Annotated in this window: 17 protein-coding genes and 1 pseudogene; 16 read left to right on the top strand and 2 right to left on the bottom strand. The window is 67.9% G+C overall.

Translation table 11 applies throughout. The features are described from left to right. The first annotated feature begins 4 nt into the window (after positions 1–4). The 3 genes from C6A82_RS21790 (at position 5) to C6A82_RS21780 (ending at position 2670) form a co-directional block, all read left to right on the top strand. Positions 5–1531, top strand: coding sequence for an acetyl-CoA acetyltransferase (locus C6A82_RS21790; protein ID WP_233217106.1), 1527 nt, complete (start codon positions 5–7; stop codon positions 1529–1531). Positions 1532–1679: 148 nt separating this feature from the next. Continuing rightward, the gene (locus C6A82_RS21785; protein WP_105347930.1) at positions 1680–2114 is read left to right on the top strand and encodes an SRPBCC family protein; all 435 of its coding nucleotides are present in this window, start codon (positions 1680–1682) and stop codon (positions 2112–2114) included. Beyond that, complete coding sequence (locus C6A82_RS21780; protein WP_105347932.1) at positions 2098–2670, top strand: TetR/AcrR family transcriptional regulator; 573 nt, start codon at positions 2098–2100, stop codon at positions 2668–2670. Before C6A82_RS21785 ends, C6A82_RS21780 begins: the two co-directional genes overlap by 17 nt. On the opposite strand, the gene C6A82_RS21775 is transcribed toward C6A82_RS21780, so the two are convergent. Beyond that, positions 2628–3476, bottom strand: coding sequence for an LLM class F420-dependent oxidoreductase (locus C6A82_RS21775; protein WP_105347933.1), 849 nt, complete (start codon positions 3474–3476; stop codon positions 2628–2630). The two genes, C6A82_RS21780 and C6A82_RS21775, sit on opposite strands and share 43 nt — an antisense overlap. Positions 3477–3592: 116 nt before the next feature. Here C6A82_RS21775 and C6A82_RS21770 point away from each other — a divergent pair, with 116 nt between their 5' ends. From C6A82_RS21770 to C6A82_RS21710, 13 genes and pseudogenes are all read left to right on the top strand, one after another. Continuing rightward, the gene (locus tag C6A82_RS21770) at positions 3593–3808 is read left to right on the top strand and encodes a hypothetical protein (protein WP_142406033.1); all 216 of its coding nucleotides are present in this window, start codon (positions 3593–3595) and stop codon (positions 3806–3808) included. After that, positions 3777–4940, top strand: a complete 1164-nt coding sequence (locus C6A82_RS21765) for a type III PLP-dependent enzyme (protein WP_105347937.1) — start codon at positions 3777–3779, stop codon at positions 4938–4940. Before C6A82_RS21770 ends, C6A82_RS21765 begins: the two co-directional genes overlap by 32 nt. A 61-nt stretch (positions 4941–5001) precedes the next feature. Continuing rightward, a pseudogene (gene sfnG, locus C6A82_RS21760) lies at positions 5002–6131 on the top strand (dimethylsulfone monooxygenase SfnG). A gap of 119 nt (positions 6132–6250) precedes the next feature. Next, positions 6251–7132, top strand: coding sequence for a DUF5336 domain-containing protein (locus tag C6A82_RS21755; protein ID WP_105347939.1), 882 nt, complete (start codon positions 6251–6253; stop codon positions 7130–7132). A gap of 60 nt (positions 7133–7192) precedes the next feature. Further along, a complete protein-coding gene (locus C6A82_RS21750; RefSeq protein ID WP_105347955.1) occupies positions 7193–8725 on the top strand; it encodes a DUF6350 family protein in 1533 nt (510 codons plus the stop codon). Between the two features lie 9 nt (positions 8726–8734). Continuing rightward, on the top strand, positions 8735–9364 hold the full coding sequence (gene purN, locus C6A82_RS21745) for a phosphoribosylglycinamide formyltransferase (protein WP_105347940.1): 630 nt from the start codon (positions 8735–8737) through the stop codon (positions 9362–9364). Next, entirely contained in the window at positions 9361–10962 is a 1602-nt protein-coding gene (gene purH, locus C6A82_RS21740) for a bifunctional phosphoribosylaminoimidazolecarboxamide formyltransferase/IMP cyclohydrolase (protein ID WP_105347942.1), read from the top strand. The genes purN and purH overlap by 4 nt, the downstream gene beginning before the upstream one ends. A gap of 13 nt (positions 10963–10975) precedes the next feature. Next, a complete protein-coding gene (locus tag C6A82_RS21735) occupies positions 10976–11629 on the top strand; it encodes an LpqN/LpqT family lipoprotein (protein ID WP_105347943.1) in 654 nt (217 codons plus the stop codon). Between the two features lie 113 nt (positions 11630–11742). Further along, the gene (gene nthB, locus C6A82_RS21730) at positions 11743–12408 is read left to right on the top strand and encodes a nitrile hydratase subunit beta (protein WP_105347945.1); all 666 of its coding nucleotides are present in this window, start codon (positions 11743–11745) and stop codon (positions 12406–12408) included. Next, complete coding sequence (gene nthA / locus C6A82_RS21725) at positions 12405–13001, top strand: nitrile hydratase subunit alpha (RefSeq protein ID WP_105347947.1); 597 nt, start codon at positions 12405–12407, stop codon at positions 12999–13001. Before nthB ends, nthA begins: the two co-directional genes overlap by 4 nt. Further along, positions 12998–13333, top strand: coding sequence for a nitrile hydratase accessory protein (locus tag C6A82_RS21720; protein WP_105347949.1), 336 nt, complete (start codon positions 12998–13000; stop codon positions 13331–13333). Before nthA ends, C6A82_RS21720 begins: the two co-directional genes overlap by 4 nt. 94 nt (positions 13334–13427) lie before the next feature. Next, the gene (locus C6A82_RS21715) at positions 13428–14810 is read left to right on the top strand and encodes a sigma 54-interacting transcriptional regulator (protein WP_105347950.1); all 1383 of its coding nucleotides are present in this window, start codon (positions 13428–13430) and stop codon (positions 14808–14810) included. After that, positions 14803–16809, top strand: a complete 2007-nt coding sequence (locus tag C6A82_RS21710) for a VWA domain-containing protein (RefSeq protein WP_311101464.1) — start codon at positions 14803–14805, stop codon at positions 16807–16809. Before C6A82_RS21715 ends, C6A82_RS21710 begins: the two co-directional genes overlap by 8 nt. Here the strand turns inward: C6A82_RS21710 and C6A82_RS21705 are convergent. After that, a complete protein-coding gene (locus tag C6A82_RS21705) occupies positions 16806–18344 on the bottom strand; it encodes an HNH endonuclease signature motif containing protein (RefSeq protein ID WP_105342796.1) in 1539 nt (512 codons plus the stop codon). The genes C6A82_RS21710 and C6A82_RS21705 overlap by 4 nt on opposite strands. Positions 18345–18424: the final 80 nt, after the last annotated feature.

The following is an 18424-nucleotide window of genomic DNA, read 5'->3' as shown; positions in this document are numbered from 1 at the left end:
TGTGATGGTTGATCCGCGCACCCCGGTGATCGTCGGTGTCGGCCAGTTCACCGAGAACATCGATGATCCCCGCTATCGCGGCATGTCCGCGGTCGAACTGGCCGCCGAGGCGGTCAGGGCCGCGCTGGCCGACACCGGCGCGGACGCCGACGCCGTCGCCGAGGCGGTCGACGCGGTCGTCGGCCTGCGGCAGTTCGAGATCTCGGCTGGCATGCCCGTTCTGCTCGGCAAGTCCAACAACTATCCGCGGTCGGTGATGCAGCGCCTCGGTGTGCAGCCCGGGCGGTCGGTCATCGAACCCGTCGGCGGACAGGGCCCGCAGAAGCTCGTCACGGAATTCGGCAACGAGATCGCCGCGGGCACGGCGGACGTGGTGGTGATCATCGGCTCGGAGAACGGGTCGACGCTGCGGACCTTCGCCAAGCGGGACGACAAGCCCGACCACAGCGAGCACATCGACGGCCAGATGGAAGACCGTGGCCACCAGATCTTCAACTACATCAGCGAGTACACCATCAAGCACGGGCTGACCGGCGCCCCCGTGCAGTACGGGCTGCTGGACAACGCGCGTCGCAGCCGGCTCGGGCGCAGTGTCGCGGACTACCGGGCGGACATGGCCAAGCTGTTCGCGCCGATGTCGAAAGTCGCTGCGAAGAACCCGTTCTCGTCATCGCCGGTCGAGCGCTCGGTCGACGAGGTCGTGACCGTCACCGACGACAACCGGATGATCTGCGATCCGTATCCGCGTCTGCTCGTCGCGCGCGATCAGGTGAATCAGGGTGCGGCGGTGGTGATGATGTCGGTGGATGCCGCGCGGCGACTCGGAGTGCCGGAGGAGAAGTGGGTGTACGTCCACGGACACTCCGACATGGTCGAACAGCCGCTGCTGGATCGCGTCGACCTCGGCGCGAGCCCCGCGACCGTGCACGCCGCGCGGGAAGCGTTGCAGGTGGCGGATATCGGTGTCGACGACATCTCAACGTTCGATCTGTACAGCTGCTTCCCGTTCCCGGTGTTCGTCATGTGCGAGGCGCTGGGGATCGACGGCGACGACCCGCGCGGGTTGACGCTGACAGGCGGGCTGCCCTATTTCGGCGGACCCGGTAACAGCTACTCGCTGCACGCGATCGCCGAGACGGTGGCCGAGATGCGCGACAAGCCGGGTCAATTCGGCTTCGTCGGCGCAAACGGCGGAACGATGAGCAAGTACTCGGTGGGAATCTACTCGACTCTGCCGGTCGATTGGCGATCTGATCGCAGCACCGAACTCAACGACGAGGTCGCCTCGTTACCAACGATTTCGGTGACGGAGCGCGCTGACGGCCCCGCGACGATCGAGACTTACTCTGTGCGCTACGACTGGCCGGTGCGTACCGGTGTCATCATCGGCAGGCTCGACGCCGATCGCTCCCGGTTCATGGCTCTCACGGAAGACGATGACCTCGTCGGGCTGATGTCCGATGGAGATCCGCTCGGTGCGCGCATCGTCGTGACGTCGGCCGAGCAGGGCAACCGCGCGCGCCTGACCTAAGCCAATCCCACGCAGGCAGTGATGAGTCGAAATCGACCGTCGCGGGGCCCGCGTCACCGTCACCGACGTTTGGCCACACGTCCTCTGGACTCGAAACGGGTGCGATTGACGCGCCGGTCGTGCCGGGCCGTGATGTACCATTTGGTACATGATTACCGAGTGCGGCATCGACATCGACGCATCCGCGGACCTCGTCTGGGACGTCTTCTCCGACGTGGAGCGCTGGCCTGCCTGGACGGCATCGGTGACCAGCCTGAAGGCGCTCGACGGGCCGGGTCTTGCGGTCGGTAAGCGGTTCGAGATCAAGCAACCGCGGCTGCCGAGGCTGGTGTGGACGGTCACCGCGCTCGACGAAGGCCGGTCGTGGACGTGGGAGCAGCGCTCACCCGGCGGCCGGACGATCGCCATGCACGAGGTCCATCCCGACGGCGACCGGGCACAGGTCAAGCAGCGCCTCGACCAGCAGGGCCCGGTCGGTGGGCTCGTTGCCCGGCTGATGCGCGGCACCACCAAGCGCTACCTCGACCTCGAGGCCAAGGGGCTCAAGGCGCGCAGCGAGCAACTGCGTGGCTCGACCTCCTGACCTCGAGCGGCGACAGCACCTGCTCGACGCCCTCATCGACGACTTCGCCCGCGGCGGCATCGGCGACCGCTCACTGCGCGAGATTGCCGAAGCCGTCGACACCAGTCATCGAATGCTGTTGCATCACTTCGGGTCACGTGACGAGCTGCTGCTCACCATCGTCGACGAGATCGAGCGCAGGCAGATGTCGACGCTGCCCGACGCCGACACCGAGCCCGCCGATGCGGTGGCGGCGATGTGGGCCGACGTTCGCAGGCCCGAGCTGCGCCCGTTCGAGCGACTGTTCTTCGAGTGCTACGCCCGCGGCGCCCAGGGCGAGCAGCCGTACGCGCGCATGGTGCCGGGCGCGGTCGAGTCGTGGCTGGCGGAGGTCGACGCGACGACAGCCGATCCCGCTTTTGTCCGGCTCGGGCTGGCGGTCATCCGCGGGCTGCTGCTTGACCTGGTCGCCACCGAGGACGACGAGGGCGTCGACGCCGCCGCTGCGGCGTTCGTCGAACTGCTGCGCGCTGCTCAGACCAGCGCGGCGAGCTTGCCCGCGAGCCGTTCGACGTAACCGGCGACCTCGTCCTCGGTCTTGTCGGGGAGGCCGAACAGGACTTCGGTGACGCCGAGTTCGCGCCAGTGAGCCAGTTTGTCGGGGTCGGGCTTGAAGTCAAGGGCGACGATCTGCGGTGCGCCGTGGCGACCCGCGGCAGCCCAGGTGTCCTGCAGCAGCTTTACGGGTTCGTCGATGTCGAAGTCGCGTGGCGTGGTGATCCAGCCGTCAGCCGAGCGCGCGATCCACTTGAAGTTCTTCTCGGTGCCCGCCGCGCCGACCAGCACGGGGATGTGCGACTGGATCGGCTTGGGCCATGCCCACGACGGCCCGAATTTCACGAACTCGCCGTCGAATTCGGCTTCCTCCTGCGTCCACAGCGCGCGCATCGCCTCGATGTACTCACGAAGCATGGTGCGCCGACGGCCCGGCGGCACGTTGTGGTCGGCCAGTTCGTCGGTGTTCCAACCGAATCCGACGCCGAGGCTGACGCGGCCGCCGGAGAGGTGGTCCAGCGTGGCGATCGACTTGGCCAGCGTGATGGGGTCGTGTTCGACGGGCAGGGCCACTGCCGTCGACAGCCGCACCCGCGAGGTGACGGCGCAGGCGGTGCCGAGCGATACCCACGGGTCGAGGGTGCGCATGTAGCGGTCGTCGGGCAGCGACTCGTCGCCGGTGGTCGGGTGAGCGGCCTGGCGCTTGATCGGAATGTGGGTGTGTTCGGGCACGTAGAACGTCGTGAAGCCGTGCTCGTCAGCGAGCTTGGCCGCCGCAGCAGGGGCGATCCCACGATCGCTGGTGAAGAGTACGAGCCCATAATCCATACCCCGAATTAGAACGTGTTCCAGTCTGGGGGGCAAGGCCGGGGTGCCACGACGTTGACAACTGAGGTAGCGGGCTACTCGCGACGTGCGGGCTGGTGCTCGCGAAACTCCATGACATGGAGGCCACGCGCACCAACCGCCAGAAGCTCATGGAGTGGGTGCGGCGCTACCTGCCCAACGAACTCGCGGGCTGGGCAGCAGGCGAACTCGGCGCCGCAACCGCCTACGTCAACGGGGTGCGCTGTTCGTACGCCGCACACCTGTTGGCAGTCCGCAGCCAGCCAATCGAGGAGGTCGACGGTGAACCCGTCGCTGCGGTCGCGGTTGCGTGAGGACCTGCGCATCCGATGCGAAACCGAGGGCTGGCGCTCGCTCATCGCGCAGCACGGCACCCCGCTGCTGGTGCTCGACCCCTATCGCGTCGTCGAGCAGTCCCGGCTCCTCGCCTCGCAGCTGACGGGTTTTCGGCTGCATCACGCGGCGAAAACATCGTCCCACCCGGCGGTGCTGCGGGCTGTCGCCGCCGCTGGGTGCGGGTTCGACGTGGCCACGCGTGGCGAGACCGATCTCATTGCCGCGCTTGGTCTTCCCGTCGAGCGTTGCCTCCACACCAACCCGATCAAGAAGCTGACCGACATCGACCACGCCTATATCGCGGGTATCCGCACGTTCGTCGTCGACAATGCCGCGGAGGCGCAGAAGTTCGCGGGCCTGCCCACCGACATCCAGGTGCTCGTGCGGCTCGCATTCCGCAACCCGAGCGCGAAGTCGGATCTGTCGACGAAGTTCGGCGTCGATCCCGCCGACGCGGAACTCGTCGTCAAACACGTACTGGCGAGCGGAGTTCAGTTCGCCGGGTTCAGCTTTCACGTCGGCAGCCAGGGCACGACCGCCGAGCCGTACCGCGCCGCTCTGCGCGGCACCCTCGACCTCATCGACCACATCGACGAAACAAACGGTATGCCAACGCGAATCATCGACATCGGCGGCGGCTTCCCTCTCACCTATCGCGAGACGATGCCGGCCATCGACACCATCGCGGCCGTCGTCGACGAGGAGCTCGGGGACCGGCGCGACGAGTTCACGTTGATGGCCGAGCCGGGCCGCTTCCTGGCCGCCGACAGCATGACGCTGTTGACCGGCGTGGTCGGCAGCGCTGTGCGCGACGGCCGCCAGTGGCACTACCTCGACGACGGCATCTACGGCAGCTACTCGAACGTGATGACCGAGGACGTGCACCCGCCGATCCTTGCGCTGCGCGAGATCGTCGACGACGTCACCGGCCACGATCCCGTGACGCTGGCCGGACCGACCTGCGACAGCGCCGACGTGATCGCACGCGACTACCCGATGCCGACTCTGAACGTCGGCGACGTCGTCGTCAGCCCCATGATGGGCGCCTACACGTCGGTGACGTCGTCACGCTTCAACGGCATCCCGGCGACGCCGATCATCGAGGTCTGACTTTCCGTCACCGAGAGCGTTACCCGCGACGATCGACCGCGCTCGATGTTGGGTGCAGACCATGACGACTGAACGCATCGCAGAGAACATCCAATTCGCGTACTGGGTGCCCAATGTCAGCGGGGGACTCGTCACCAGCGACATCGAACAGCGCACCGACTGGGGCTACGACTACAACGTCAAGCTCGCCCAGACGGCGGAGAACAACGGTTTCGACTACGCGCTGTCCCAGGTCCGCTACGAGGCCAGCTACGGCGCCGAGTACCAGCACGAGTCGACCAGCTTCAGCCTCGCGCTGCTGCTGGCCACCCAACGACTCAAGGTGATCGCCGCCGTCCACCCCGGGCTCTGGCAGCCAGGCGTGCTCGCCAAACTCGGCGCGACCGCCGATCAGCTGAGCAACGGCCGCTTCGCCGTCAACGTGGTGTCGGGCTGGTTCAAGGACGAGTTCACCCATCTCGGCGAGCCGTGGCTGGAACACGACGAGCGGTACCGCCGCAGCGCGGAGTTCCTGCAGGTGCTGCGCAAGATCTGGACCGAGGACGACGTGGATTTCCGCGGCGACTTCTACCGCATCCACGACTTCACGCTCAAGCCCAAGCCCGTCAACACGCCCGCCCGCCCGAATCCGGAGATCTTCCAAGGCGGCAACTCGACGGCGGCGCGGCGCAACGGCGGCCTCTACGCCGACTGGTACTTCTCGAACGGCAAGGACTTCGACGGCGTGACCGAACAGGTCGTCGACGTCCGCGATCATGCGCGCACCGCAGGCCGCGAAGTGAAATTCGGGCTGAACGCTTTCATCATCGCCCGCGACACCCAGGCCGAGGCGAAGGAGACGCTGCGCGAAATCGTCGCCAAGGCCAACCGCCCGGCTGTGGAGGGGTTCAAAGCCGCCGTACAACAAGCTGGCAACTCGACCGCGGACAAACGTGGCATGTGGGCGGACTCCTCGTTCGACGACTTGGTGCAGTACAACGACGGGTTCCGCACACAATTGATCGGCACGCCCGAGCAGATCGCGGAACGCATTGCGGCGTACCGCAAACGAGGTGTTGACCTGATTCTCGGCGGCTTCCTGCACTTCCAGCGGAGATCTCCTACTTCGGTTCGCGGGTGCTTCCACTCGTCCGCGAGATCGAGAACGCCGAAGATAAGGGGGCCGACGCTACTGTGCTCGTGTCCGCATAACGCAGCGTGCGCTAGCGTGGTTGTCGATTCGCCTATGCGGTCGCCGTTCATGAGTTCATCGGTTCGTGAGCGCACGCAGCGTCGCCGGAAGCGGCGTCCAACCCAAAGCAGGAGAGGTCATGACCTACCCGCCCAGTAGCTCGGGATATCCGCCCAGCCAGCAGCCCACGACTCAGTTCAGCGCTCCGACCCAGCAGTTCGGCAAGGTCGAGCAGCAGCAGCATCAGCAGGGGTCGGTTCAGACGCCCGCCGCTATCACGCCCTCAGGCCCGAGCAGACTGCCGTTCATCCTGCTCACTGCCGTCGCAGTGCTCGGCCTGCTCGTGTACCTGTTCAGCTTCGGCGACGTGTTCACGATCGAAAGCAGCGACTTCCCGCAGATGGGCAGCGCCAGCGGCACCTCGCAGGGCGTCGTGATGGCCGTCGTCGCCGCGCTGGTCTCCGGCCTGATCGCCGCCGCCAGCCTGCTGCCGAGGCAGAAGGCGCCCATCGGCGTCATCGCCGCGGTCGCGGTGCTGTCGTTCCTGCTCGTGCTCGCCGAGATCATCCAGAAGCCCGAAGGCGTGAGCATCGGCTGGGCGCTTTACGTCGTCGTCCTGCTGACGCTCCTGCAGTCCGCAGTCGCGATCGGCGCCCTGCTGCTCGACTCGGGCATCATCAAGGCGCCGGTGCCGAAGCCGAAGCACGAGCAGCAGCCGAACTACGGCCCCTACGGCCAGCCGAACCAGTACTACGGCCAGCACGCCGCCCCGCAGGGGCAGGGCCAGGGCCCGGGGCAGCAGCGTCCGCCCTATCCGGGCCAGTACAGCGGCGGCTACTCCGGCGCGGGCTCCTCGACGGGCGGTTTCTCCGCGATCGGTCAGCACGGCGGCCCGCCGACCCCTCCGACCGGCTTCCCGACCTACAGCCAGCCGCAGTCGTCGCAGTCGGGGCAGAGCGGCCAGCCGGCGCAGCAGCAGCCGCCGTCGTCGTCGAACCAGTCCGGCAACTCGACGTCGTAGTCCAAACCTCACACGCGTGAATACCGCGCGCGTGAGCAAAGAACTGCTATACCGCTAGTGGTGGAGAACAGGTCGGTCGGCAGTCGCCAGGCACGCGACCTGTTCCGCGTCGCGTTCGGCCCGTCGGCCGTGGCGCTGGTGGTCATCGCCGCGGTGGTGCTGCTGCAGCTGCTGATCGCGAACAGTGACATGTTCGGGGCGCCGGGTGCGATCGCCACCATGTGGCTCGGCGTGCACCAGGTGCCGATCTCGATCGGCGGCCGTGAGCTGGGCGTGATGCCGCTGCTGCCGGTGCTCGCGATGGTGTGGGGCACCGCGCGCACCACTGCGGCCGCCACTCCGCCGCAGGGCTCCTGGTTTCTCATCCGGTGGATCGTCGCGTCTGCGCTCGGCGGTCCGCTGCTGATCGCCGCGATCTCGCTGGCCGTGATCCACGACGCCTCCTCGGTGCTGACGCAGTTGCAGACACCCAACGCGCTGCGGGCGTTCACCGGTGTGTTGGCGGTGCATGCGATCGGCGCCGTGATCGGCGTCGGGTCACGCGCAGGCAGGCGGTTGCTCACCGCATCCGGGCTGCCGCAGTGGGTGGCCGACGCCGGGCGGCCGGCATACGCCGGTGTGCTGGCGCTGCTCGGGCTATCCGGCGCCGTGACGGCGCTGTCGCTGGTCGTGCACTGGTCGACGATGCATGACCTGTACGCGATCACCGATTCGGTGTTCGGCCAGTTCAGCCTGACGGCGTTGTCGGCGCTGTACGCGCCCAACGTCATCGTCGGCACCTCGGCCGTCGCCGTCGGGTCGAGCGCGCACGTCGGGATTGCGACGTTCAGCTCGTTCACGGTGTTCGGTGGTGACATCCCCGCGCTGCCGGTGCTCGCCGCGGTGCCGACGCCGCCGCTCGGCCCGATCTGGGTCGTGCTGCTGATCATCGGCGCGGCGGCAGGCGTGGTGGTCGGTCAACAGTGCGGACGACGGCCGCTTCCGCTGCTGCCCGCTCTGGGCAAGCTGACGCTGGCGTCGGCGCTCGCGGCGGTGGCGATGGCACTGCTGGGCCACGCGGGCGGCGGCGAGCTGGGCAACTTCGGCCACGTCGGTGTCGACCAGGCGACGTTCGCACCGGCCGTGTTCCTATGGTTCATGGCGATCGGCGGTCTGACGATCGCGATGGCCGGCGGGATCGCCCGCCCACTCCGTGCGCCCAAACCGACAACTGGGCGGGAAAGTGCGAGTAGTTCCCGCCAGAACGTCGATCTCGACGACGACATCGAGCCCGAACCCGAGTTCGAGGACGCATTCGAGCCCGAGCCCGACCTCCAATCCGCGTTCGAACCGCAGGAACCCGAGCCACACCGGCCCGAAGAACCGGAAGCCTTAGTGCCCGAGGTCGAGCCGCTGCTCGACGACGAGCCCGCGGACGTGCGGCCCCCGCGGATCGTCCGCACCGCGCCAGCCGATCCCGACCCGGATCCTGACCCCGATTCGGACCCGGATTTCGAGGACGACCTGCCCGATCCCGAGGAGTTCGAATACATCGACGACGACGACGCCACGCCGGGCCCCATCGGCGACAAGAGCCGCAGGGCTGACGACTAGGCTCGTCGCGTGCAGCAACCCCTCCGCGTGCCCCCGAGCGCACCGGCGCGAGTCGTGGTGCTGGCATCGGGCACCGGTTCGCTGCTGGAGTCCCTGCTCGAGTCCGCGGTCGGCGATTACCCGGCCCGTATCGTTGCTGTCGGCGTCGACCGCGACTGCCGGGCCGTCGAAATCGCATCCGCGGCGTCGCTGCCCAGCTACAAGGTCCGCCTGAGCGATCATCCCGACCGCGACGCGTGGGACGCCGCGATCACCGACGCGACCGTCGCGCACGAGCCTGACCTGATCGTGTCGGCGGGGTTCATGAAAATCCTTGGTCCGGTGTTCCTTTCGCGGTTCATGGGCCGGATACTCAACACACATCCGGCGCTGCTGCCGTCGTTTCCCGGCGCGCACGCCGTGCCCGACGCGCTGGCCTATGGCGTCAAGGTGACCGGTTGCAGCGTGCATCTGGTGGATGCGGGCACCGACACCGGCCCGATCCTGGCGCAGCAACCGGTGCAGGTGCTCGACGACGACGACGAGGCGACCCTGCACGAGCGCATCAAGGTCGTCGAACGCAAACTCTTGGTAGACGTCCTTGCCGCGCTGGCGACGAGCGGCGTGACGTGGACTGGACGAAAGGCGGTCATCGGATGACGGGGTTTGAGACGGTGTCGGCGCCAAGCGCCTCCGGGGACGGGCGAAAGCCGGTCCGGCGGGCCTTGGTCAGCGTCTACGACAAGACCGGCCTTGCCGAACTGGCCAAGGGCCTGCACGACGCGGGCGTGGCCATCGTGTCGACCGGGTCGACCGCGAAAACCATTGCGGGCGCCGGTGTTCCGGTGACTCCGGTGGAGGAGCTGACGGGGTTCCCCGAGGTGCTCGACGGCCGGGTCAAGACGCTGCACCCGCGGGTGCACGCCGGTCTGCTCGCCGACCTGCGCAAGGCCGAACACGCCGCCGCGCTCGAGGAGCTCGGCATCGAGGCGTTCGACCTCGTCGTGGTGAACCTGTACCCGTTCAGCGAGACGGTGGCCTCCGGCGCAAGCGAGGACGAGTGTGTCGAGCAGATCGACATCGGCGGACCGTCGATGGTGCGGGCCGCTGCGAAGAACCATCCGAGCGTCGCGGTGGTCGTCGAACCACGCGGCTACGACGGCGTGCTGGCAGCCGTGCGCGCAGGCGGATTCACGCTCGCGGAGCGGAAGATACTGGCCTCACTGGCATTTCGGCACACTGCCCAGTACGACGTGGCGGTGGCGAGCTGGATGGGCGAAACGCTGGCCCCCGAGGAGCCTGCCCAGAAGCTGCCCGCCTGGTTCGGCCGCACATGGCGGCGCACCGGCGTACTGCGCTACGGGGAGAACCCGCATCAGCAGGCGGCGCGCTACACCGACGACACCGCGTGGCCGGGTCTGGCGCAGGCCGAGCAGCTGCACGGAAAAGAGATGTCCTACAACAACTTCACCGACGCCGACGCCGCATGGCGGGCCGCGTTCGATCACGAGGACACGTGCGTCGCCATCATCAAGCACGCCAACCCGTGCGGTATCGCCGTCTCGTCGGAGTCCGTCGCCGACGCCCACCGCAAGGCCCACGAATGCGACCCGCTGAGCGCGTTCGGCGGCGTCATCGCGGCCAACACCACGGTCAGCGTCGAAATGGCCGAGACCGTCGCCGAGATCTTCACCGAGGTGATCATCGCCCCCGCATACGAGGACGGCGCGGTGGAGGTGCTCGCGCGCAAGAAGAACATCCGCGTACTGGTGGCGTCGGAACCGTCGGTCACCGGCATCGAGGTGCGGCCGATCAGCGGGGGCCTGCTGCTGCAGCAGCGCGACGCACTTGACGCGGCCGGCGACGACCCGGCCAACTGGACGCTGGCCACCGGTGAGCCCGCCGACCCGGCGACGCTGGCCGACCTCGTCTTCGCATGGCGGTCCTGCCGGGCGGTGAAGTCCAACGCGATCGTCGTCGTCGCCGACGGCGCGACCGTCGGCGTCGGCATGGGCCAGGTGAACCGCGTCGACGCGGCCCGCCTCGCGGTCGAGCGCGGCGGCGACCGCGTGCGCGGCGCGGTGGCCGCCTCCGACGCGTTCTTCCCGTTCCCCGACGGCCTGGAGACGCTGACCAACGCCGGAGTGAAGGCGATCGTGCATCCGGGTGGGTCGATGCGCGACGAGTTGGTCACCGAGGCGGCCGCCAAGGCCGGTGTCACGCTGTACGTGACCGGAGCGCGCCACTTCGCTCACTGATAGGTTGCCGTCCATGGCGAGGGCGGCGCGTTCTGTTGCGGTGGTTGCCGGTGCCGCGGCGTTGGTGCTCGCCGCGGCGTGCACGCGCGTCGTCGAGGACGCCCGCGTTGTCGCGGCGCCCGATATGGGCAGGGCCGCCGCCACCGCGTCGGACTGCACGTCGGTGGACGCGCCGATGACGTCGATCCCCGACCACACCGACGAAGAGCCCGTCATGGCGATCCCCCAGCCCGAGGGGTGGGAGCGGGTCACGATGATGGACTCCGAGCTGATCCGCTTCACGATGCGCAACCGGAGCCTCGCGCGCGACGGCTTCTCGCCGACGGCGGTGGTGACGCTGGAGAGCCATCGCGGTATCGCCGAGCCGCGCGAGGTGTTCGACGCTCAGCAGGATGCGCTGGAGACCGAGATCGGCGCGACGGACATCGAGGTGACCCCCACTACGGTGTGCGAACTGCCCGCCGAGATGATCGATTACACGACGCCGATGCTCGGCTTCCTGCCGCCGCACCCGGCCAGGGTGGTCACCGCCGTGCTGACCACGGAAGACACCACGTACGCGATGACGATGACGGTGCAGAGCGGCGACGCGGACGATCCGGCCTACAAGCGCGACGCCGAAACCATCCTCACCGGCTTCCAGATGCTGCCCCCGTCCGACTCCTGACTGTCGGTACGGCCGAAGCCTTCGGTGGCCGGAAAACACTCAGAAATGCCTCACCGCCGGTCCGTATGTGATCGAGTTGATTCGGCAGGGCGAGTCGGTGGGAGGTGCATGCCATGGACGGAATCGCCGATATGGGAGGTGCCGACGGCTGGGGTCCGGCGACACGGCCGCAGCCCGACGAGCCGCCATTTCCGGAACCGTGGCACGGCAGGGCCTTCGCGCTCAGCCTGCTGGCCAATCGGTTGGCGCACGGCAACGTGGATTCGTTCCGGCACTCGCTGGAGCGCCTTGACCGCCGGGCCTACCTCGACGACGGCTACTTCGGCCGCTGGCTCAACGGCGCCGAGCGCACCCTGACCGAAAGCGGAGTCCTCGCACCGTCGGCCGTCGACGCGAGGGCCCGCAATCTGCGAGGCGATGGCATCGAGGAAGCGCCCACGCCGGAACCGCCCGAGTCTGGCCATGCGTCGACCGCCGACGGTTCACTTCGCCACGTCGAGGGCGAACCGGCGTTCTGTCTCGGTGAGCGTGTACGCGCCAAGGACCTCTCGCCGGCCGGACACACCCGGCTGCCGCGATATATCCGCGGTCACACCGGCGTCGTCACGCTGATCGAGCCCGCGTTCGTGTTTCCCGACACCAACGCGCACTTCGAGGGTGAGTGCCCGCAGTTCGTGTACACCGTGCAGTTCGATTCACATGAGCTGTGGGGTGACGGCGCCGAAGAGTTCGCAGTGACGATCGAGATGTTCGAGAGCTATCTGGAGAAGGCCCCATGAGCGTGTCTGATTCGGCAGAACGCATTTCTGCGTCCCTGCGCACCGAGGCGCTCGAGCAGTTGCTCACCGAGCGCGGCCTCATCGACCCGACGGTGCTGGACGCCATCATCAGGACCTACGAAACCGATATCGGGCCGCTCAACGGAGCCAAGGTGGTGGCCAAGGCGTGGGCGGATCCCGAGTACCGGCGCAGGCTGCTCGACGACGGCACCGCCGCCATCCGCGAGATGGGCTTCCTCGGGCCGCAGACGGAGTACGTCGTGGTCGTCGAGAACGGTCCCGCCACCCATCACGCCGTGGTCTGCACGATGTGTTCGTGTTATCCATGGCAGCTGCTCGGTCTGCCGCCGAGTTGGTACAAGGATCCGGCGTACCGGGCGCGGATGGTGAAGGAACCCCGAAAAGTGCTGCGCGAGATGGGCCTTGGCCTCGCCGACGACGTGCACATCACGGTCCACGATTCGAGCAGCGAGGTCCGCTGGCTCGTGCTGCCCCAGCGCCCGGCAGGCACCGACGGATGGTCGCAGGACGAACTGGTGGCTCTTGTCACCCGCGACGCGATGGTCGGCGTGGCGAAGATCGGGGCGCCATGACCGTCCCGATGGATCTCGAGGGTGCCGCCGCGCCGCCGCGATCCAACGGTGAGCTGGTGTTCGCCGAACCCTGGGAGAGCCGGGCCTTCGCCATGGCCGTCGCGTTGAACCAGGCCGATGCGTTCACCTGGCAGCGGTTTCAAGCGGCGTTGATTGCCCGTATCGCCCGCTGGGAGGCGGCGGCCGACGAGCGCACGCGGTGGAGCTACTACCACCATTGGGTCGGTGCGCTCGAGGATGTGCTCGGCGATGTCGGCGCCGTGCGCTCCGTCGAGGTCACCGCACGAGCCGACAACCTCGCGCGGCGTGACAGCGGTCACGATCACGCCTAGCCGAGGCGTGCGCAGGCTGCTGCTTTTCCGCGACGTCATGTTCGCGTAAGGCGTAGCCGCTGCCGCAGAACCCGAGCAGTCGTAGCGTGGAGTAGTGACGTCATCTAACAATCTGCCCCGCACCGTCGGCGAGCTGCGTGCCTCCGGCCATCGCGAGCGGGGCGTCAAAGAGGAAATCCGGGAGAACCTGCTGGCCGCGCTGGCAGAGGGCCGCGAGGTATGGCCCGGAATCCTCGGCTTCGAGGACACCGTGCTTCCGCAGCTCGAACGGGCGCTGATCGCGGGCCACGACGTGGTGTTGCTCGGCGAACGCGGTCAGGGCAAGACCCGACTGCTGCGCTCGCTGTCCGGCCTGCTCGACGAATGGACGCCGGTGATCGCGGGGTCGGAGCTCGGCGAGCACCCGTACACGCCGATCACGCCGGAGTCGATCCGGCGGGCCGCCGAGTCCGGCGAGGATCTGCCCATCGAGTGGCGGCACCGCAGCGAGCGCTACTTCGAGAAGCTGGCCACCCCCGACACCAGCGTGGCCGACCTGGTCGGCGACATCGACCCGATCAAGGTGGCCGAGGGCCGCAGCCTCGGCGACCCCGAGACCATCGCCTTCGGGCTCATCCCGCGGGCGCACCGGGGCATCGTCGCGGTCAACGAGCTGCCCGACCTCGCCGAGCGCATCCAGGTGTCGATGCTCAACGTGATGGAGGAGCGCGACATCCAGGTGCGCGGCTACACGCTGCGGCTACCGCTCGACGTGGTGGTCGTCGCCAGCGCCAACCCCGAGGACTACACCAACCGCGGGCGGATCATCACCCCGCTGAAGGACCGCTTCGGCGCGGAGATCCGCACCCACTACCCGCTGGAGCTGGACGCCGAGGTCGGCGTCATCAGCCAGGAGGCGCAGCTCGCGGCCGAGGTGCCGGAGTACCTGCTGCAGATCCTCGCGCGCTTCGCTCGCTACCTGCGTGAGTCGACGTCGATCGACCAGCGTTCTGGTGTGTCGGCGCGGTTCGCGATCGCGGCGGCGGAGACGGTCGCTGCTGCGGCGCGGCACCGCTCGGCGATCCTCGGTGAGAAGGATCCGGTGGCGCGCGTGGTCGACCTCGGCACGGTGATCGACGTGCTGCGCGGCAAGCTGGAGTTCGAGTCCGGTGAGGAGGGCCGCGAGCAGGCGGTGCTCGAGCATCTGCTGCGGCGCGCGACGGCCGACACCGCACAGCGGCTGCTCGGCGGTATCGACGTCGGCCCGCTGGTGGTCGCGATCGAGGGTGGCAACGCGGTGACGACGGGCGAGCGGGTGTCGGCGCGCGACGTGCTCGCTGTGGTGCCCGAGGTGCCCGCGATCGCCAAGGTGCAGGAGCGCCTGGGTGCGACGTCGGACGGCCAGCGTGCCGCCGCAGTCGAATTGGCCTTGGAGGCATTGTATTTGGCCAAGCGCATCGACAAGGTGTCCGGCGAGGGTGAAACCGTCTATGGCTAGACGCGGGCACGGGCGCTCGTCTCGTTACTCCGGCTACACCGGCGGTCCGGATCCGCTGGCGCCGCCGGTGGATCTGCGTGACGCGCTGGAGGCGATCGGGCAGGACGTGATGGAGGGCTCGTCTCCGCGTCGGGCGCTGCAGGAGCTGCTGCGACGAGGCACGCAGAACATGAAGGGCGCCGACAAGCTGGCCGCCGAGGCGAACCGCCGCCGCCGGGAGCTGTTGCAGCGCAACAACCTCGACGGCACGCTGCAGGAGATCAAGAAGCTGCTCGACGAGGCCGTGCTGGCCGAGCGCAAGGAACTGGCGCGTGCGTTGGACGACGACGCGCGGTTCAACGAGATGCGGATCGAGTCGCTGCCGCCGTCGCCTGCCAAGGCCGTCCAGGAGCTGTCCGACTATGACTGGCGCAGCCAGGAAGCGCGCGAGAAGTACGAGCAGATCAAGGATCTGCTGGGCCGCGAGATGCTCGACCAACGGTTCGCCGGGATGAAGCAGGCGCTGGAGAACGCCACCGATGAGGACCGTCAGCGTGTCAACGACATGCTCGACGACTTGAACGATCTGCTGGACAAGCACTCCCGCGGCGAGGACACGAAGGAGGACTTCGACGACTTCATGGCCAAGCACGGCGAGTTCTTCCCGGAGAACCCGCAGAACGTCGACGAGCTGCTGGATTCGCTGGCCCAGCGTGCGGCCGCCGCGCAGCGGTTCCGCAACAGCCTGTCGCCCGATCAACGTGCCGAGCTGGATGCGTTGGCGCAGCAGGCTTTCGGCTCGCCGTCGCTGATGAATGCGCTCAACCGGCTCGACGGGCATCTGCAGGCGGCGCGGCCGGGCGAGGACTGGACGGGCTCGTCGCGGTTCTCGGGCGACAACCCGATGGGTATGGGCGAGGGTGCGCAGGCCATGCAGGACATCGCGGAGCTCGAGCAGCTGGCGGAGGCGCTCTCGCAGAGCTATGCGGGTGCGACGATGGATGACGTCGACCTCGAGGCGCTGGCCCGCCAGCTCGGCGAAGAGGCCGCCGTGGACGCGCGCACACTGTCCGAGTTGGAGAAGGCGTTGATGGACCAGGGCTTCCTGGATCGCGGCGCCGACGGGCAGTGGCGGCTGTCGCCGAAGGCGATGCGCCAGCTCGGTCAGACCGCGTTGCGCGATGTGTCGCAGCAGCTTTCGGGCCGGCACGGAGAACGGGAGACGCGACGGGCCGGCGCGGCGGGCGAGCTGACGGGCGCCACGCGGGCGTGGCAGTTCGGCGACACCGAGCCGTGGAACGTCACCCGCACGCTGACCAACGCCGTGCTGCGGCAGGCGGGCGCGGGCGAGGCGGAAACGCCGATTCGGATGATGGTCGAGGACGTCGAGGTGTCGGAGACCGAGACGCGTCAGCAGGCCGCGGTGGCACTGCTGGTGGACACCTCGTTCTCGATGGTGATGGAGAACCGCTGGCTGCCGATGAAGCGGACAGCGCTGGCCTTGAGTCACTTGGTGAGCACCCGGTTCCGGTCGGATGCGTTGCAGATCATTGCCTTCGGCCGCTATGCGCGGACGGTGTCGGCGGCGGAGTTGACCGGCTTGGAGGGTGTCTACGAGCAGGGCACGAACCTGCACCATGCGCTGGCGCTTGCCGGGCGGCATCTGCGCCGTCACCCGAACGCGCAGCCGGTGGTGCTGGTGGTCACCGACGGTGAACCGACTGCGCACCTGGAGAGCTATCGAGACGGCACTGGGTTAGATTCGGCGGCTCAGCCGCCGGGAGTGTTCTTCGACTACCCACCGCATCCGCGGACGATCGCCCACACCGTGAAGGGCTTCGACGATATGGCCCGCCTCGGTGCGCAGGTCACGATTTTCCGGCTCGGCAACGATCCGGGCCTGGCCCGGTTCATCGATCAAGTGGCGCGGCGCGTCGAAGGGCGCGTCGTAGTGCCCGATCTCGATGGCTTGGGAGCCGCCGTCGTCGGTGACTATCTGCGTTCGCGCCGCCGCCGTTAGGGATCGTCGTCGTCGAAGAGTTCTTTGAGGAGTTCTTCGGGATGGTGGGCGAGGTTGATCTCGGGTGGACCGGTGTCGTCGGTGTAGGCGAGTCGGCCGGCGTCGGTGATCTTGGTTTGGAGTAGGCCCTTGGTGATGAGGGCGTGGTCGGGCCCGCAGTCGAAGAAGAGACAGTCGGCGTCGGTTTGGCCGCCTTTGCCCCAGGCCGGTTCGTGGTTCACTTCGCAGTGGTATCCGGGTTCGGTGCAGCCGGGCCGTGTGCAGCCGCGATCGCGGGCGTAGCAGATGATGCGTTGGTCGACGGTGGCGATGCGCTTGGTGCGGCCCAGGTACAGCGGCCGGCCCGTGTGGTCGTCGAACACCGCCAGATAGTGGATCGCGTTGGCGGCCATGCGGAGTAGGTCGCGCATCGGTAGGCGCGAGCCGCCGCCGGTGCGTGCCGGTGGTGGCATCGGGATGGCCGGATTGTTGATGGCGTGGGAGGCTTGGTCGAGTTCAGCCAGCGTGGTAGTGGCGATGACGGTGACCGGCAGGCCGCGGTGCTGGCCGTAGGCGCCTGAGGCGAGCGCCGCTCTCAAGCCGAGTTTGAGGGCATCGTGAAGCCGTTGGGCCGCGCTGCGAGTATCGAGTTCCACCGCGACGTGCTCGACGCCTGAAGGTTCGTCTGCGGTTTGATCGGCTGCGTCTGCGGCTGCGTCATCGGGGGCGTCGGTGTCGAGTTCCGGTCGGGGGTCGTCGATCAACTCGAACTGCTCGGCGTCGGCGGGCGAGTGGTCGTTCTCCGGCTCGTGTTCTGGATCAGTGACCGGATCGTGTGGTTGGTGGCGGCCGGGTCTGACGGCGGCATTCGCGGCTTCGATGTACCCGCGAAGTTCGGGGTCAGCCCAGCCGGCGATGTAGCTCATGCCGTCGACGCGTTGCTTGCCCATCCTGAATCCGCTCTTGCGCCTGCGATCCTGCTCATCGAAGTCGTCGTCGGGGCTCAGTTCCGCAGCGATGTCACGAGCCGTCTTCGCGACGAAGTTGGCGTCGTCTTCTTTGGCGTGGCGGACCAGAATCCGTTCGGCCGTGCCCTTTCTGTGATTGAGCCGCGACGGCAATGCGTCGACGCCCTCGCAGACCGCGTCGATGTGGGCTTCGCCGACGTCGCCGTTCTCGAGGGCCTCTGTGAGACAGGGGAGTTCGGGCGGCAGCTGTGGTCCAGTGAGCGTCCGGCGCGGGCGGATGCGGCCGGCGATTATGATGCGCTTTTTGATGTCGCCGCTGGTGATGCGCAGCCGCTGCCACAGCAGTTTCGAGATGACGGTGCCTTTGGGCAGGTCGGGGTCGTCGGGCCCGTCGGGTGGTTCGATGAGCTCGCCGAAGACGCGGTACATCTGGCCCCGGTTGACCCGGTGTTGGCGTTCGAGGCGCTCGGCGACCTCGACGCGAAACGCATTGCCGACCGAGTCCGAGCAGGCCGCGCGCAGCTGCGCGTAACCGGCGTCGATCGCATCGAGTGCGGCGCCGATCTGCTTTTGCTGCTGCGACTTCATGCCTTCCACGCTATTCGAACGTGTGTGCGATGTGTCAGAGGAAAATTGCCGCCTGTGGATAAAGTCCCGACTGTGGATAA

The sequence above is a fragment of the Mycobacterium sp. ITM-2016-00318 genome, assembly GCF_002968285.2.
In the GTDB taxonomy this organism is placed as follows: domain Bacteria; phylum Actinomycetota; class Actinomycetes; order Mycobacteriales; family Mycobacteriaceae; genus Mycobacterium.
This window is presented reverse-complemented; position numbering and strand designations above follow the sequence as displayed.